The following is a 16404-nucleotide window of genomic DNA, read 5'->3' on the forward strand; positions in this document are numbered from 1 at the left end:
TCTTTCCTCCGCAATAAATTAAGTCAGCCCGCGCACATCAACAAAATGACCGGCCACACCTGCAGCGGCGGCCATTGCCGGTGACACCAGGTGAGTGCGACCACCCTGCCCCTGACGCCCTTCAAAATTACGGTTCGAGGTAGAAGCACAACGCTCACCCGGCTCCAGCCTGTCGGCATTCATGGCCAGGCACATGGAACAGCCGGGCTCGCGCCATTCAAAACCCGCTGCCTTGAATATCTGGTCCAGGCCCTCGCGCTCAGCCTGCTCCTTGACCAGGCCAGAACCTGGCACCACCATGGCCAGCTTGACATTCGATGCGCGATATTTGCCACGTACCACATCTGCAGCGGCACGCAAATCTTCAATACGTGAATTGGTACAGGAACCGATGAATACCTTATCGATGCGGATATCGGCAATCGGTGTATTGGGCTTCAACCCCATGTACACCAATGCTTTCTCTATGGCGTCGCGCTTGACAGCATCTTTTTCATGGTCAGGATCAGGTACCCGGCTGTCAATCGACACCACCATTTCAGGCGAAGTACCCCAGGTAACCTGGGGCCTGATCTCCGCCGCGTTGAGAGTTACCACCATGTCAAATTTTGCGCCTGCATCAGTATGCAAAGTGCGCCAGTATTCAAGCGCCCTGTCCCAATGCGGACCAACCGGTGCCAGCGGACGACCTTTGACGTAATCAATCGTCACCTGGTCCACCGCAATCATGCCGGCACGTGCGCCAGCTTCGATCGCCATATTACAGACCGTCATGCGGCCCTCCATGGACAGGCTGCGTATGGTCGATCCTGCAAACTCTATAGCATAGCCAGTACCGCCGGCCGTACCTATCTTGCCTATCACTGCCAGCACGATATCCTTGGCAGTAACACCCACAGGCATGGCGCCATCAACCTGCACCAGCATGGATTTGGATTTTTTTGCAATCAGTGTCTGGGTTGCCAGTACGTGCTCAACTTCAGAGGTGCCGATACCATGCGCCAGGCAGGCAAATGCACCATGGGTGGACGTGTGTGAATCACCACAAACCACCGTCATCCCAGGCAAGGTCGCACCTTGTTCGGGGCCTATCACATGCACGATACCCTGGCGTTTGTCGGCCATGCTGAAATAGGTCAGGCCATATTCTTTGGCATTGCCATCCAGGGTTTCAACCTGCAGGCGAGACACCGGATCATCTATACCATTGACACGATTGGTAGTAGGAACATTGTGGTCTGCCACAACCAGATTGGCAGATACGCGCCAGGGATTGCGTCCGGCCAGTTTCAGGCCTTCAAAGGCCTGGGGGCTGGTCACTTCGTGCAAAAGGTGTCTGTCTATATACAGAATGGCCGTGCCATCCTCTTCAGAATGTACTACATGGGATTCCCACAATTTATCGTAAAGCGTTTTAAGCATGATCTGAAGCCTGGAAATGGGTCGTAAATTCGTATTGCATATTTTTTTCGCATTTTATTATGCCACAATTGTGCAACGCAAAACCAACCCTCACGCCAAATTGGTGCATGAAAATTTCAATACAAATCGATTTGTTTCTAAGAAATCACCAAATTTTCATCTGAGCTTTTAGGAAAAAGCTGAAAATTTCCGGTGATTATTTTGAGGACTCAAAAGTCATACAAAACAGGCTCAAAACCTGCAGTGCCTGCATGCGTTGCCTTGCAGGACTAGCCTTCCCCTCAAAACCAGCAGCGCCGACCCACAGGGCAAATGAGGCTCAGGCGCAAGCAGGGCCTCTTGCACCAATACAGTTCAGACACCAGGCCTGACATCACCACATTGAGCCCGGTGACGCAAGGCGTGATCCATCAATACCAGGGCCAGCATTGCTTCAGCGATCGGTGTAGCCCTGATGCCTACGCAGGGGTCATGACGACCAAAGGTTTCGACCATGACAGGATTGCCATCTTTGTCTATTGAGCGCCTCGGAGTACGGATAGACGAGGTCGGTTTGATAGCAATGGAAACCGTGATGTCCTGCCCTGTAGAAATACCACCAAGTATGCCACCAGCATTATTGCCGACAAAGCCATCAGGTGTTAGTTCATCACCATGTTCGGAACCGCGTTGCGCTACGGAGCGGAAACCGGCGCCGATTTCCACGCCCTTGACTGCATTAATACCCATCATGGCATAGGCGATTTCTGCGTCGAGCTTGTCATAAATAGGCTCACCCAGCCCGATTGGCACATTTGAAGCCACCACATCGATTTTTGCACCTATGGAATCACCGTCCTTGCGCAAGGCATCCATGTAGTCTTCAAGGCGCTGTATCAAAGCCGCATCAGAAGTGGGGGCAAAAAAAGGATTGGCAGAGGCATGTTCCCAGGCTTCAAACGGGATGATGATTTCCCCCAGTTGACTCATGCCGCCACGGAAAACGGTGCCATATTGCTGATGTAACCATTTCTTGGCAATAGCTGCTGCACCGACGACAGGTGCAGTCAGGCGTGCCGATGAGCGACCACCACCACGTGGGTCGCGTATGCCATATTTGTTCCAATAGGTGAAATCGGCATGCCCGGGCCTGAAAGTCTCGGTGATATTGCCGTAGTCCTTGCTGCGCTGGTCCTGGTTGCGTATCAGCAAGCCGATTGGCGTGCCTGTCGTTTTGCCCTGATACACACCAGACAGAATTTCCACGGTATCAGGCTCCTGGCGCTGCGTTACGTGGCGGGAAGTACCGGGGCGACGGCGGTCAAGCTCCGGCTGTATGTCGGTTTCCGATAATTCCATACCTGGCGGGCAGCCATCAATCACACAGCCTATGGCCGGGCCATGGGATTCACCAAAGGTTGTAACAGTAAACAAGCTTCCAAAAGTATTACCGGACATAAGATTTCAACATGAAGTGATAGTTTAAATTTATTCCATTTTACCAGTGAATTACCAGTGAAGGCCGCCGCACAGGGTTTCGACTCTGGCGACGCGACAATGGAATTTCACTATTTTTACCAGTTTCACTAGAAAATCGGGCCATTTTTCTCCCCGCTACTGCAATTCTTGTTTTATTCTTACCAAAGAAGAATATTTGAAGCTTGGCTCAGGCTACATTTAGTGTCATAGTTCCGCAAAGAACCAATTTTGCAGTGCCTTTACCATACAGATTTGCCAAGCATGGAGCCGCATTACAGATGAATTCAACGATCCACTCTTCCGAAGATGATCTGGTTTTCCTAGATGAACCAGACAGCGAAGAAACTGCGGTGGCTTCCAGGCCTGCGCAGACTTGGCGGATCATGATTATTGACGATGATCCAGACGTCCATTCGGCGACCACATTTGCTCTCGGTAGCCTGGAGATCCAGCATCGCGCCCTGAGTTTCCTGCATGCCTATTCGGCTGCAGAGGCACGCGACATCCTCAAAAATGAGCACGACATTGCGATTATCCTGCTTGACGTGGTCATGGAGCAGGAAGATGCCGGATTGCAACTGGTCAGCCATATCCGCAAGACCCTGGGCCTGACTGATGTACGCATCATCCTGCGTACCGGCCAACCTGGCTATGCCCCGGAAATCGATGCAATACGCGACTACGACATCAATGATTACAAGACCAAGTCTGAACTGACGCGCACCAAGCTGTACACCGCCGTCACATCGGCCATACGCTCTTATGAGCAGATCTGCGCCATCAGCGCCAGCCGTCGCGGACTGGAAATGATCATTCATGCCAGCACCGAATTGATGGCATTACAGGGGTTGCAAAATTTTGCTGCAGGTGTACTGGTACAGATCACCGGTCTGCTTGGGCTCAATACGGAAGGTTTTGTCTGCGCCCGGCATGTACCGGCCGAATCCAGTGAAGACAGCGATGACCTGTACATCATCGCCGCCAGCAATTTGTATCTTGGCAGCCTCAATCAACAACTTGAGAGCATGGATAACAAGGCAGCCGGTGACCTGGTGAAACGCTCGCTCAACAGTCATCAAAGTGTGTTTGAAACCGACTCGACTGCATTGTATTTTAACAATGTCGCTCAAAAGGATTTCTCGCTCTACCTGAACACAGGCTTGCATCTGAACGAAATGGATAAGCGCCTGCTTGGGGTTTTTTGCGGTAATGTGTCAGTCGGCCTGGACAACGTCATGCTGACGTCGCGCCTGCATAATTATGCCTTCTATGACCCCCTGACTGGCCTGGCCAATCGCCTCAAGCTTTTGCAAACCCTGAATGAGACCCTGCTGACTTCACTGAAAAATCATAGCGCACTCTCATTGATTGACATAGACCATTTTGCCGAAACCAATGATGCGCTGGGGCACCAGTTTGGTGACCAGCTACTGTATTCGGTAGCACAAAGACTGCTCAATACTTTTGGTGACGATTGCCAGTTGGCCAGGGTCGGGAGCGACACCTTTGCCCTGCTTGGCGAAGAAACCCTGGTATGTCCGGACAAGATACTGGCTTTATTCAACTCACCTTTTGATGTTGACCAGCAAGATGTACAGTTGTCTGCCACGATAGGCCTGATCAAACTGGTCGATTATGACGGTGATGGCTCGGAAGCTCTCAAAGATACCAATATCGCCCTGAAACGCGCCAAGATGAATCGTCGTGGCGGCTTCGAATATTTTACCCGCAGCATGGGCGTGGAAATTCGTGAACGTGTCTTGCTCATGCATGCCCTGCGGGCAGCGTTTGAGCATGAAAAACTGTTCCTGGTCTACCAGCCGCAGATCGACATGCGTGATGGCCGTGTACTTGGCGCAGAAGCATTGCTGCGCTGGAAAACGGATGACGGCGCCTTCATTCCACCGGATCAGTTCATCCCCATCGCTGAATATTCAGGGCTCATCGTCGACATCGGTGAATGGGTCTTGCGAACAGCCTGCCTGGAACTGGTGCATCTGCGCAGCCTCGGCTACACTGATTTCCAGATGGCCATCAATGTCTCGCAGGTGCAGTTTTCGCACCCACTGTTCATGCAGTCGCTGAACAAGGCATTGGCCGACACAAAGGTGCCACCTCAATGTGTTGAGCTGGAAATTACCGAATCCATGGCCATGAAAGACCCTGAATTGCTGATCAAGACCCTGCACCAGATCAAGCAATTAGGAATGAGTGTATCCATCGATGATTTTGGCACCGGCTTTTCGTCCCTGAGCCACCTGCAAAAGCTCGATGTCGACAAACTCAAGATAGACCGGGCATTCGTTAATGAAATCCAGAAAAACTCCAATGAAGGCAGTATTGCAAAAATGATCGTCCAGCTCGGTAAGAATCTGGGACTATCCATCATCGCAGAAGGGGTGGAAAGCGAAATGCAAGCAAGCACCCTGCTGTCTTATGACTGCCATATCGCACAAGGCTATCTGTACTCCAAACCCTTGACGCGCGACGACTTGCACAACTGGCTATCTAAAAGATAAGCCGTCTGTACAAAAGACCGCGCCACCCGCCCCCCTTCGCAGGCGCGGCCCCAAAACCGGAATTTCTTTTTACATCGCCGAATAATCCATATCAACGGCCCATTTTTCGTTCTGTCCCGCAGATTTTGCAGACTGTCGCAAGTCGCTACTCAGTTGTCGTCGATTTCCCTAAAGTAGCGACATGAACTGACGAGTCGTGAACAAGCTGAGTAAAACATTACTTTTGAACACGTCTGGGATACCCGTTAAATTGAGAAGCATGATGAACAATACAAATGCAGACACCTTGAAACACTGGCTGACCATTTTTCTGGCCTGGCTGAGTAAAAGTTTTGACAAGACCGCCGCCTGGGTGACCAAGTTGTCATGGTGGAAGTTTTTCCTGTTTGCAATGTTGACCATTACCGCAGGCAGTATGCTGCAAAGCATGCTGTTCACCTCAGAAGAAAATGTGATCATCACCAAGAGCAAACCCGGCAGCAAGGCAAAAAAAACCAGTAAAGTCACCGATGGCGACACCAGCATAGAAATTGACAATACTGGCCTGCACATCCGCAAAAACAGCATCGATGGCAAAGGCAAGCAAATAGAAATTGATGAGAATGGTGTACGCATCAAAAGTGATGGGGACCAGGCTCCACCGGTAAAGCCCGAACAGTCGTCAGCGACAAGCAGTGCATCATTACCACCACATGCCCCCCCTGCCCCACCAGCGCCACCACCGCTGATTACTGACCGCGACGACATTCATATCAAAATGCCGGTAGAAGTAGCCAGGGAAATCAGTGAAGAGATCAATAATGCTGTGGCAGATGCAGCGGATGAAGAAGTCCAGAGCTATAAGCGCACTTCTTCAAAGTGGTTTGCCAATTTTGTGGTCTTGCTGGTATTCGGCCTGTTTGGCATGAAAGCCCTGATGAGCGGTAAAGTACGCGCTGAAGAAAAAGCCAAGGAAGCAGGCATGGCAGCAGAAAGAGAATCGCTGTTGCGCCAGGTCAGCGAGGCACAGATGCAAATGATGCAAGCCCAGGTCGAGCCACACTTTCTGTTCAACACACTGGGCTCGGTTGAGCACCTGATAGAAACCGACCCACCGCGTGCGGCAGCCATGCAACGCAGCCTGATTGCCTACTTGCGCGCAGTATTACCGCAAATGCGTGAAAATGCCTCTATCACCAACCTTGGCCGCGAAGCAGACATGATCAAGTCCTACCTGGAACTCCTGAAAATGCGCATGGAAGAAAGATTGAGCGTAGACTTCAGCATGCCCGAAGGATTGCGTAGCGCGGCTTTCCCGCCAATGATGTTGCAATCGTTGGTGGAGAACGCGATCAAACACGGTCTGGAATGTAAAGCGGAAGGAGGCACCATACGCTTCCATGCTGAAGTTGCTGACAGTAAATTGCGTGTATCCATCTCCGACGACGGCATGGGGTTTGGCGTGATGCCCAGTAATGGGACAGGGCTGGGGCTGCAAAACATACGGGAACGCCTGAAATTGATTTACAAAGAAAAGGGACAAATGATCATTACTCCCAATCAACCAAGTGGAGTTTGCGTTACTATAGAAATCCCTTACGAATTAGCCAATAAGTTTCAATAAAACCTGACCATGCCAACTGCCATACTCGCTGATGATGAAAGATTGATGCGCGACCAGTTAAAGTCTCGCCTGGAACAAGTCTGGCCCGACCTTGAGATTCTTGATGAAGCAAAAAATGGTGAAGAAGCTGTCGCCCTGGTAGAAAAACACCAGCCCGACCTGGTTTTTCTTGATATTCGCATGCCGGTAAAAACCGGCCTGGAAGCCGCAAAAGAAATCGCCAACAAAGCCCACATCGTTTTCATCACAGCCTATGACCAATATGCAATACAGGCATTTGATCACGGCGCCGTTGACTATGTCCTGAAACCTGCCGATGTAGACAGGCTGACACGCACCGTCGACAGACTCAAGGCCCGGCTGGTCAATCAAAGCCAGCCCAATGACATGAGCTCCATGTTGTCACAACTGGCCAAGCAAATGGGGATAGCCCCCAAACCAGACTACCTGCAATGGATACAGGCATCAATAGGCCAGGAGTTACGCCTGATACCTGTTGAAGAAATCCTGTTCTTCCAATCCGATGAAAAATATACCAGGGTACAAACTGCCACATATGAAGCCTTGATACGCAAACCAGTACGCGATCTGGCTGACGAGTTGGACCCGGCTCTGTTCTGGCAAATCCACAGATCCACCCTGGTGAATGCCAAGGCCATTTCCGGCGTGGTACGCGACTTGCGCGGGCGCCATCTTGTGCAAATCAAAGGCTTGACGGAGAAACTCGAAGTCAGCCGCAGCTTCGTACATTTGTTCAAGCAAATGTAGCAAGACGATACAAACCTCGACAAATTCCACTTTCAAAAAAAAACGCCTCGCTTGCATAAACTGAGGCGTTTTTTTATACGGGAATGAAACAGGCTTACAGTATGTGCCTGCCTATCCACCAGGCAATTGCGGCAACAAAAGCTGATGCAGGAATAGTCAATATCCACGCCCAGACAATATTTCCTGCCACCCCCCAGCGAACAGCAGACATTTTTTGCGCGGAACCGACGCCGACAATTGCGCCAGTGATCGTGTGCGTTGTTGAAACAGGGATACCCAGGACGGTTGCCATGATCAAGGTGATCGCGCCACCGGTTTCCGCACAGAAGCCACCTACCGGTTTCAGCTTGGTGATTTTCTGGCCCATGGTCTTCACAATACGCCAGCCACCGAACAAAGTACCCAGGCCTATCGCTGCATAGCAGGCATACACTACCCAGGATGGCGGCCCTTTGTCCGCATTACTGGAATAACCTGCGGCGATCAGCAGCATCCAGATAATACCCATGGTTTTTTGCGCATCGTTACCGCCGTGACCCAGGCTGAAAACGGAAGCCGAGATCAATTGCAGGCGACGGAACCACTTGTCCACTTTCATCGGTGTCGATTTGACGAACAACCAGGACACGATCAGCATCATCAATGAGCCCAGGAAAAAACCCAGCAATGGCGACAGTACGATGAACAGGATGATTTTATACAAGCCGGCAGCGATCAGTGCGCCCGTACCTTCTTTTGCCACAGCAGCACCAATCAAGCCACCGATCAATGCATGGGAAGATGAGGAAGGAATCCCGAAATACCAGGTAACCAGGTTCCAGAAAATCGCCCCGACAAGGGCACCGAAAATTACATAATGATCAACAATAGCTGGATCGATTGTTCCTTTGCCTATGGTCTTGGCAACCGACAGATTAAAAACAAAAAAAGCAAATACATTGAATAAGGCAGCCATGAGAACTGCCTGGCTGGGCTTTAGCACCCCCGTTGAAACGACGGTGGCGATTGCATTGGCGGCATCATGAAAGCCGTTCATGAAATCAAACAATAATGCCAGCACCACCAACAGAGTGATGACATACAGGCTCATAGGAATGGATTGCATAAAAGTGAATTCCCTTGTTCGCTCTCTGCATTGACAGAGAACTGTTAGGCGTCAAAATAAAAGAGTCAGACGCTTAAGCGTTCTCAACAATAATGCCTTCAATGATATTGGCGACATCTTCACAACGATCCGTCACGGTTTCCAGTATCTCGTAAATCGCCTTGAGCTTGATCAGGTTACGCACATCAGGTTCGTCACGGAACAGTTTGGACATTGCTGCGCGCATGACGTGATCGGCATCAGATTCCAGGCGATCAATCTCTTCGCACAGGGCCAGGATTTCACGTGAATTATTCATGTTGTGCAGCAGGGCAACGGCGGCCTTGACCTTTTCTGCACAACCCAGGCACAGCTCAGCCAGACGCTTGGCTTCTGGCGTGATTTCACGGATATCATAAAGCGATATAGTCTGTCCCGCATCCTCCAGCAGATCCAGGATATCGTCCATGCGGGTAATCAGCTTATGGATATCATCACGATCTATCGGTGTAATGAAAGTCTTGTGCAGCAACTCTATCGTATTGTAGGTAACAGTGTCTGCCTGTTTTTCTATGCTTTCGATCGCGTGAACACGTATCTCCAGATCATCGAAGTTCGTCATCAAGGCAACCATTTCTTTTGAGCCTTTGACACACAACTCTGCGTGTTGATTGAAGAGTTCAAAAAATTTGCCCTCGGAGGGCATCAAGCGTCCAAACATTTTTTTCTCACTGAAAAGATAAGATTTCTAGAATTGCTCAGGCAGGTTCATCACTGGTTAGATGACCTGATAACTTCGTTTTACTTTTAAGTCTTTAAAACCTGCTTAATAAGGTGCTGCGAAGGTATTGCGAATCTACTGCAAAACTACTGCGTCTCTGCCAACCAACATCCAACTACATTCAATATTATTCGTTGTCACCAAATACAGCCAAATGACCAACATAGTTGTCAAACTTGGTGTACTCGCCCAGGAAAGACAGGCGCACACTGCCAATCGGACCATTACGTTGTTTACCGATAATGATTTCTGCCGTACCTTTATCGGGAGAATCGGGGTTATATACTTGATCTCGGTAGAGGAAGATGATGACGTCGGCATCCTGCTCGATCGCACCGGATTCGCGCAGGTCAGACATGACTGGGCGTTTGTTTGGCCTTTGTTCCAGCGAGCGGTTCAACTGCGACAAGGCAATCACGGGACAATGCAATTCTTTCGCCAGGCCTTTCAGGTTTCGCGAAATTTCGGAAATTTCCGTAGCCCTGTTTTCACCCGCATTATTGGCCGACATCAATTGCAGGTAGTCGACAATGACCAGGCCCAACTTGCCACATTGACGCGCGAGGCGACGCGAGCGCGCCCGCAACTCAATGGAACTCAGCGCCGGCGTCTCGTCAATATACAACTGGGCGTCATTCATTTTCTGGATTGCATGCGTGAGGCGCGGCCAGTCTTCATCAGTCAGCTTACCAATACGCAGGCGACTCTGATCCAGGCGACCAACCGACCCAAGCATACGCATGGCCAGCTGAGCCCCACCCATCTCCATGGAAAATACGGCGACAGGTAAACCACTGTCAATCGCCACATTCTCGCCTATGTTGAGCGAAAAAGCGGTTTTACCCATGGAAGGACGTCCCGCCACGATAATCAGGTCCCCTGGCTGCAAGCCGGAAGTCATCTTGTCGAGGTCATTAAAACCGGTAGGTACACCGGTAATATCATTTTGATTGTCGCGGTTATACAACTCATCAATACGTTCAACCACTTGTGTCAGCAAGGGCTGTATCGCCTGGAAACCCTGCGCGCCGCGAGCACCCTCTTCGGCAATGGCGAATATCTTGGATTCTGCCTCGTCCAGCATTTGCTTGACTTCTTTACCCTGGGGATTAAAGGCATTGCCAGAAATTTCGTCAGCCACGGTAATCAATTTACGTAAGACTCCACGATCACGGACTATTTCTGCATAGCGACGGATATTCGCTGCAGACGGCGTATTTTGCGCCAGCGCATTCAGGTAAGTCAGGCCACCGGCATCTTCCGCCTTACCCATGCCATTCAAGGCTTCATAGACAGTAATCACGTCAGCCGGGCGTGAAGCATTGATCAGTTTGACCATGCACTGGAAAATGATCCTGTGGTCATACCGATAAAAATCTTCTTCGCCGATAAAATCGGCGATACGGTCCCAGGCTGCATTATCAAGCAACAGACCTCCCAGAACAGATTGCTCTGCTTCTATGGAGTGAGGGGGGACGCGTATGGCGTCAAGTTGAGGATCAGAACCAGCTTTCATGGCGCGCATTATAACCGTTAAATCAGACTATCAGAACGTCCAAATGAGTAGAAGTGGATCAGTTTGTGACAAGTTTGTGACAAACAGCGAAATCGACGAAAATTCGGTCACCCACATAAAAAAAGCCGGGAATTCCCGGCTTTTTTGAATTTGCAAAAAAGCAAATTAAGCGTGTTCGCCCAATACAGCAACGATAACGTCAACAACAACGTCAGTATGCAAAGCAACTGAAACGCTGTGGTCGCCAGCTGTCTTCAATGGACCTTGTGGCAAACGAACTTGTGCTTTTTCTACAGCGAAACCTTGTTTGGTCAGGGCTTCAGCAATATCAAAGTTAGTTACGGAACCAAACAAACGGCCATCAACGCCAGATTTTTGTGTAATCTGCACTGTCAAACCAGACAGTTTTTCGCCTTGAGCCTGAGCTGCTGCCAGTTTAGCGGCTGCAGCTTTTTCCAGCTCAGCGCGTTTTGCCTCAAATTCTGCAACAGCAGCTGTCGTAGCACGACGAGCCATGCGTTGTGGAATCAAAAAGTTACGGGCGTAGCCATCTTTAACACGAACTACATCACCCAGATTGCCGAGATTAACGACTTTATCCAACAGAATAACTTGCATATTTTTCTCCTTTACCTTGTCGTCAATTACGCTGTGTGCAAATCAGTGTATGGCAGCAACGCGAGGTAACGTGCACGTTTGATTGCTGTATCAACTTGACGTTGGTACAACGCTTTAGTACCTGTCAGACGTGCTGGCATGATTTTGCCGTTTTCTTGCACGAAGTCTTTCAGTGTGTCGATGTCTTTGTAGTCAACTTTTTCTACATGTGCTGCTGTAAAGCGGCAGAATTTTTTGCGTTTGAACAAAGGATTTTGTTGCTGACGCTTTTGCTTCAATTTGCTTTTGTCGAATTTTTTACCGAATGCCATTTTTGGCTCCTAATCTAGTAAAGGTGTCCCGAATTCAGTGACATGAAAAACGAGACTTTTGCTATTGCGATTTTTGCGCGCTAAAAAACCAGTGAATTCCATTTCCACATCAAGTTCTATTTCATTGAAACGCTGGGAAATTTCACCAGCAGCTATCGCTGAAATTTCAACATCGACTTGTCGAACCAGGTTCGCCTCGCGAGCTGTTGAACTGTGCACCAGGGTCGCTGAAGCTATCGGGATACCGGCAGGGGTGTACCGCAATGCGGTTTTTTCCAAAATCCGGGCGACAAGCTTGAGCTGATTCACTGTTTTTCTACACGACCTCTATCAAATGAAAATTAAGCTGCAGGCGCTTCTACACGTTGCGCTTTTGCCGCATCTTCCTTCTGAACAGCTTTCATCATTGGAGAAGGTGCAGTTTCTGCTTTTTTCATTTTGACTGTCAGGTGACGCAAGACAGCATCATTGAATTTGAATGCTGTTTCCAACTCGAGCAGAGTTTCAGCATCGCATTCGATGTTCATGCAAACATAATGCGCTTTCGCCAGTTTTTGAATCATGTAAGCCAATTGACGACGGCCCCAGTCTTCAACACGGTGAACTTGACCACCACGAGCTACAACACTTGCCTTGTAGCGCTCGATCATTGCAGGAACTTGCTCGCTTTGATCGGGATGTACGATAAATACGATTTCATAATGACGCATATATTCTCCTTGTGGACAATAAAAATAGCCCGCCTCGGCGTCAAGACGAGTGCGGGAAGAGGAAAGCCGATAATAATAACCCAGTTTTCCATTTATATCAATTACGCCAGTGAGTTAGCAAAGGCAAAGTAGTGTTTTTCATGTCTTACCCTTCTGAAATTGACGCTCTTTAAAAATTTCTGCTCAACTATGCCAATTATGGCTTGCATATCACGCTCCACTGTATAAAAATACAGACTGCTTGCATATACAGCCATTAGTACCAGAAAATATCAGAAATACTAGAGAACTCCATGCTAAAACTCACTTCCCGCCAGGAACAAATCCTGAACCTGATCAAAGACGCAATTCAAAACACGGGCTTCCCACCGACCCGCGCCGAGATTGCCGCAGAACTGGGTTTTCGCTCCACCAATGCTGCCGAGGAGCATTTGCAGGCGCTGGCGCGCAAAGGTGTGATAGAAATTGCTGCCGGCACCTCAAGGGGTATACGCCTGCTGGAGTCGGACCTGTCCAGCCACATTACCGGCAAACAACTGGCCCTGCCCCATCCGGCCCTGATGCAATTGAGTCTGCCATTGGTTGGAAGGGTTGCCGCCGGCTCCCCCATCCTCGCCAGTGAACATATAGAGTCGACTTACCATGTAGACCCTGCCCTGTTCTCGGCCAGGCCGGACTTTTTACTCAAGGTGCGTGGCATGTCCATGCGTGACGCCGGCATACTTGATGGCGATTTGCTGGCGGTGAAAAAAACTGACAGCGCACGCAATGGTCAAATCGTGGTTGCCCGCCTTGGCGATGATGTCACTGTCAAACGCTACAAAAAAACCGCCAACCTGATTGAATTGATACCAGAAAACCCTGACTATCCCATCATCAAAATTGGTGAAACAGAAGAGGACTTTTCCCTGGAAGGCCTGGCAGTCGGCCTGATGCGAAACTGGGTTTGAGTGCAGGCTGGACAAGATTTCGCCCTCTCAACAGGAATCTTGTCCGGCCCAGACCTCAGATTGAGTTCGAAGGGGGATTTTAATTAAGGCACATCAATGGTCAACTTGCCGCACTGAACATTCGCACTGAATATTATTACCAAGCCTTACCTCCAAATGAAAAAAGCGCCCAAATTTGAATTTAGGCGCTTTTTTTAACTTGGGATCAATGAGATCCCAAGCATCCATCTCAGTGCTTTACCACGGTCGTATCTGCTGCTGCCTCTGGTGTTGCTGCAGCCGTCGCCACAGGCGCAGGCTCGTCCACTAAGGGTACGGGCTGGCTTTCCAGTGCGATCTCCAGGACCTTGTCTATCCAGCGAACCGGGATGATTTCCAGTTTGTTTTTGACATTGTCAGGTATCTCGGCCAGGTCTTTGGCATTCTCTTCGGGTATCAATACTGTCTTGATACCGCCACGATGTGCTGCCAGCAGTTTTTCTTTCAAACCACCAATCGGCAATACTTCACCACGCAAAGTGATTTCACCCGTCATGGCCACATCAGCGCGCACAGGAATGCCAGTAAATACAGACACCAGGGCTGTCGTCATGGCAATACCTGCAGACGGACCATCCTTCGGCGTTGCCCCTTCTGGCACATGGATGTGAATATCGCTCTTCTCGAATACATCCGCCTTGATGCCGAGACGCTTGGCGCGACTGCGCACTACGGTACGGGCAGCTTCGATGGACTCTTTCATCACGTCACCCAAAGTACCGGTGCGTATCACACCACCTTTTCCTGGCATGGCGACAGATTCAATTGTCAAAAGATCACCGCCGACTTCAGTCCAGGCCAGACCAACTACCTGACCTATCTGATTTTCCTTGACGGCCACACCAAAGTCATAGCGACGCACCCCAAGATATTTATCAAGATTTTTGGAATTGACCGTCGCTTTCTTTTCGGCCTTTTTCAACAACAGCATCTTGACGACTTTACGGCAAATCTTGGAGATTTCCCTTTCCAGTGAACGCACACCCGCTTCACGTGTGTAATACCGAATGATGTCACGTATGGCGCTTTCTGCCACGGTAATTTCACCCTCTTTCAAACCATTGTTCTTGATTTGCTTGGGCAACAAATAACGCTGGGCAATACTGGTTTTTTCATCCTCAGTGTAACCCGACAGACGTATCACTTCCATCCTGTCCAGCAAAGCTGGCGGGATATTGTAGGAATTGGACGTCGCCACAAACATTACATCGGACAAATCGAAATCAACTTCGATGTAATGATCCGAAAAAGTATGGTTTTGCTCAGGATCAAGCACTTCCAGCAAGGCAGACGAAGGGTCGCCACGGAAGTCAGCCCCCATCTTGTCCACTTCATCAAGCAAGAATAAAGGATTGCGCACACCGACCTTGGACAGGCTTTGCAGGATCTTGCCCGGCATGGAGCCTATGTAAGTACGGCGATGGCCGCGAATCTCTGCCTCATCACGTACACCACCCAGGGCCATGCGCACGAACTTGCGGTTCGTTGCACGGGCGATGGATTGTCCCAGCGAGGTTTTACCCACACCTGGAGGACCTACCAGGCAAAGGATAGGCGCCTTCAACTTGTCGACACGTTGTTGCACTGCGAGGTATTCGAGGATGCGTTCCTTGACCTTGTCGAGGCCAAAGTGCTCGTCTTCCAATACTTTTTCGGCATTCGTCAAGTCATTATTGACCTTGGACTTTTTCTTCCATGGCAGATTAACGATGGTATCGATGTAATTGCGCACGACAGTAGCTTCTGCCGACATCGGCGACATCATCTTGAGTTTCTTCAACTCATTCTGGGCCTTGTCACGGGCTTCTTTAGGCATCTTGGCGGCCAGGATTTTTTTCTCCAGCTCGTCGATATCTGCACCCTCTTCACCTTCGCCCAGCTCTTTCTGTATCGCCTTGACCTGTTCGTTGAGGTAATACTCACGCTGCGATTTTTCCATCTGGCGTTTGACGCGACCGCGAATACGCTTCTCGACTTGCAAAATGTCGAGTTCACCTTCGAGCTGTCCAAGCAAATGCTCAAGACGTTTGGCGACACTGAAAATTTCCAGAATGACCTGTTTCTGCTCAAGCTTCAAAGGCAGATGCGCCGCAATGGTATCTGCCAGGCGACCGGCATCATCAATGCCAGACAAGGAGGCCAGGATTTCTGGCGGTATCTTTTTGTTCAGTTTGACATATTGATCAAATTGCTGAACGATAGCGCGGCGCATGGCCTCGACTTCAGACTCATCGCCCTCGTCAAGAGCGACAGGGGTCAGGTCTGCGAAGAAATGCGACTCGGAATCATGGATTTTATGAATACGGGCACGCTGCGCCCCCTCAACCAGCACCTTGACGGTACCGTCGGGCAACTTCAACATTTGCAGAATGTTAGCAATACAGCCAATTTCATAAATATCGTCGGCAGAAGGCTCGTCCTTGGCGGCGGCTTTCTGGGCTGCAAGCATAATGCTCTTGCCCTGGTCCATGGCAGCCTCAAGCGCCTTGATGGATTTTGGACGTCCCACAAACAGGGGAATTACCATGTGCGGGAATACAACAACATCACGCAGTGGCAACAACGGCAGTTGGGTTTGTTCGGTAATCAGTGTAGTCGTCATGGCGCACCTTTCATAAATACTGG

General features: G+C 49.9%; 14 protein-coding genes. 4 read left to right on the top strand and 10 right to left on the bottom strand.

Annotated features, from left to right (window positions below):
- Positions 1–18 precede the first annotated feature (18 nt).
- Entirely contained in the window at positions 19–1422 is a 1404-nt protein-coding gene (gene leuC / locus LZ463_RS08155) for a 3-isopropylmalate dehydratase large subunit (RefSeq protein ID WP_241455107.1), read from the bottom strand.
- Positions 1423–1776: 354 nt separating this feature from the next.
- A complete protein-coding gene (gene aroC, locus LZ463_RS08160; RefSeq protein WP_241455108.1) occupies positions 1777–2859 on the bottom strand; it encodes a chorismate synthase in 1083 nt (360 codons plus the stop codon).
- Positions 2860–3158: 299 nt separating this feature from the next.
- Here aroC and LZ463_RS08165 point away from each other — a divergent pair, with 299 nt between their 5' ends.
- The 3 genes from LZ463_RS08165 to LZ463_RS08175 all read left to right on the top strand — a co-directional run bounded on the left by LZ463_RS08165 (position 3159) and on the right by LZ463_RS08175 (position 7770).
- Positions 3159–5399, top strand: a complete 2241-nt coding sequence (locus LZ463_RS08165; protein WP_241455109.1) for a bifunctional diguanylate cyclase/phosphodiesterase — start codon at positions 3159–3161, stop codon at positions 5397–5399.
- A 262-nt stretch (positions 5400–5661) separates the two neighbouring features.
- Positions 5662–7002, top strand: a complete 1341-nt coding sequence (locus tag LZ463_RS08170; RefSeq protein WP_489686094.1) for a sensor histidine kinase — start codon at positions 5662–5664, stop codon at positions 7000–7002.
- A gap of 9 nt (positions 7003–7011) precedes the next feature.
- A complete protein-coding gene (locus tag LZ463_RS08175) occupies positions 7012–7770 on the top strand; it encodes a LytR/AlgR family response regulator transcription factor (protein WP_241455111.1) in 759 nt (252 codons plus the stop codon).
- Positions 7771–7864: 94 nt separating this feature from the next.
- Here the strand turns inward: LZ463_RS08175 and LZ463_RS08180 are convergent, their stop codons facing one another.
- The 7 genes from LZ463_RS08180 to rpsF all read right to left on the bottom strand — a co-directional run bounded on the left by LZ463_RS08180 (position 7865) and on the right by rpsF (position 12790).
- Complete coding sequence (locus LZ463_RS08180) at positions 7865–8875, bottom strand: inorganic phosphate transporter (RefSeq protein ID WP_241455112.1); 1011 nt, start codon at positions 8873–8875, stop codon at positions 7865–7867.
- 73 nt (positions 8876–8948) lie between these two features.
- Complete coding sequence (locus tag LZ463_RS08185) at positions 8949–9575, bottom strand: DUF47 domain-containing protein (RefSeq protein ID WP_241455113.1); 627 nt, start codon at positions 9573–9575, stop codon at positions 8949–8951.
- 187 nt (positions 9576–9762) lie between these two features.
- Positions 9763–11151, bottom strand: coding sequence for a replicative DNA helicase (locus tag LZ463_RS08190; RefSeq protein ID WP_241455170.1), 1389 nt, complete (start codon positions 11149–11151; stop codon positions 9763–9765).
- Positions 11152–11316: 165 nt separating this feature from the next.
- Positions 11317–11769, bottom strand: a complete 453-nt coding sequence (rplI, locus tag LZ463_RS08195; RefSeq protein ID WP_241455114.1) for a 50S ribosomal protein L9 — start codon at positions 11767–11769, stop codon at positions 11317–11319.
- Positions 11770–11795: 26 nt separating this feature from the next.
- Complete coding sequence (gene rpsR, locus LZ463_RS08200; RefSeq protein WP_110252960.1) at positions 11796–12080, bottom strand: 30S ribosomal protein S18; 285 nt, start codon at positions 12078–12080, stop codon at positions 11796–11798.
- Positions 12081–12089: 9 nt separating this feature from the next.
- A complete protein-coding gene (priB, locus tag LZ463_RS08205) occupies positions 12090–12389 on the bottom strand; it encodes a primosomal replication protein N (RefSeq protein WP_241455115.1) in 300 nt (99 codons plus the stop codon).
- A 32-nt stretch (positions 12390–12421) separates the two neighbouring features.
- Positions 12422–12790: a 30S ribosomal protein S6 gene (gene rpsF, locus LZ463_RS08210; protein WP_186883681.1), complete on the bottom strand. Its 369-nt coding sequence runs from the start codon at positions 12788–12790 to the stop codon at positions 12422–12424.
- Positions 12791–13083: 293 nt separating this feature from the next.
- Between rpsF and lexA the strand changes: the two genes are divergently transcribed.
- Positions 13084–13740 (top strand): transcriptional repressor LexA, encoded by a 657-nt coding sequence (gene lexA, locus LZ463_RS08215; protein ID WP_241455116.1) that lies wholly within the window; start codon positions 13084–13086, stop codon positions 13738–13740.
- 229 nt (positions 13741–13969) lie between these two features.
- Here the strand turns inward: lexA and lon are convergent, their stop codons facing one another.
- The gene (gene lon, locus LZ463_RS08220) at positions 13970–16381 is read right to left on the bottom strand and encodes an endopeptidase La (RefSeq protein WP_241455117.1); all 2412 of its coding nucleotides are present in this window, start codon (positions 16379–16381) and stop codon (positions 13970–13972) included.
- Positions 16382–16404: the final 23 nt, after the last annotated feature.

The organism is Undibacterium paludis (assembly GCF_022568815.1).
Lineage (GTDB): Bacteria > Pseudomonadota > Gammaproteobacteria > Burkholderiales > Burkholderiaceae_D > Undibacterium.

What these genes read in the sequence shown, in the direction of transcription:
- leuC (WP_241455107.1), bottom strand. Translation starts at nt 1,422, where the DNA reads ATGCTTAAAACGCTTTACGATAAATTGTGGGAATCCCATGTAGTACAT.
- aroC (WP_241455108.1), bottom strand. Translation starts at nt 2,859, where the DNA reads ATGTCCGGTAATACTTTTGGAAGCTTGTTTACTGTTACAACCTTTGGT.
- LZ463_RS08165 (WP_241455109.1), top strand. Translation starts at nt 3,159, where the DNA reads ATGAATTCAACGATCCACTCTTCCGAAGATGATCTGGTTTTCCTAGAT.
- LZ463_RS08170 (WP_489686094.1), top strand. Translation starts at nt 5,662, where the DNA reads ATGAACAATACAAATGCAGACACCTTGAAACACTGGCTGACCATTTTT.
- LZ463_RS08175 (WP_241455111.1), top strand. Translation starts at nt 7,012, where the DNA reads ATGCCAACTGCCATACTCGCTGATGATGAAAGATTGATGCGCGACCAG.
- LZ463_RS08180 (WP_241455112.1), bottom strand. Translation starts at nt 8,875, where the DNA reads ATGCAATCCATTCCTATGAGCCTGTATGTCATCACTCTGTTGGTGGTG.
- LZ463_RS08185 (WP_241455113.1), bottom strand. Translation starts at nt 9,575, where the DNA reads ATGTTTGGACGCTTGATGCCCTCCGAGGGCAAATTTTTTGAACTCTTC.
- LZ463_RS08190 (WP_241455170.1), bottom strand. Translation starts at nt 11,151, where the DNA reads ATGAAAGCTGGTTCTGATCCTCAACTTGACGCCATACGCGTCCCCCCT.
- rplI (WP_241455114.1), bottom strand. Translation starts at nt 11,769, where the DNA reads ATGCAAGTTATTCTGTTGGATAAAGTCGTTAATCTCGGCAATCTGGGT.
- rpsR (WP_110252960.1), bottom strand. Translation starts at nt 12,080, where the DNA reads ATGGCATTCGGTAAAAAATTCGACAAAAGCAAATTGAAGCAAAAGCGT.
- rpsF (WP_186883681.1), bottom strand. Translation starts at nt 12,790, where the DNA reads ATGCGTCATTATGAAATCGTATTTATCGTACATCCCGATCAAAGCGAG.
- lexA (WP_241455116.1), top strand. Translation starts at nt 13,084, where the DNA reads ATGCTAAAACTCACTTCCCGCCAGGAACAAATCCTGAACCTGATCAAA.
- lon (WP_241455117.1), bottom strand. Translation starts at nt 16,381, where the DNA reads ATGACGACTACACTGATTACCGAACAAACCCAACTGCCGTTGTTGCCA.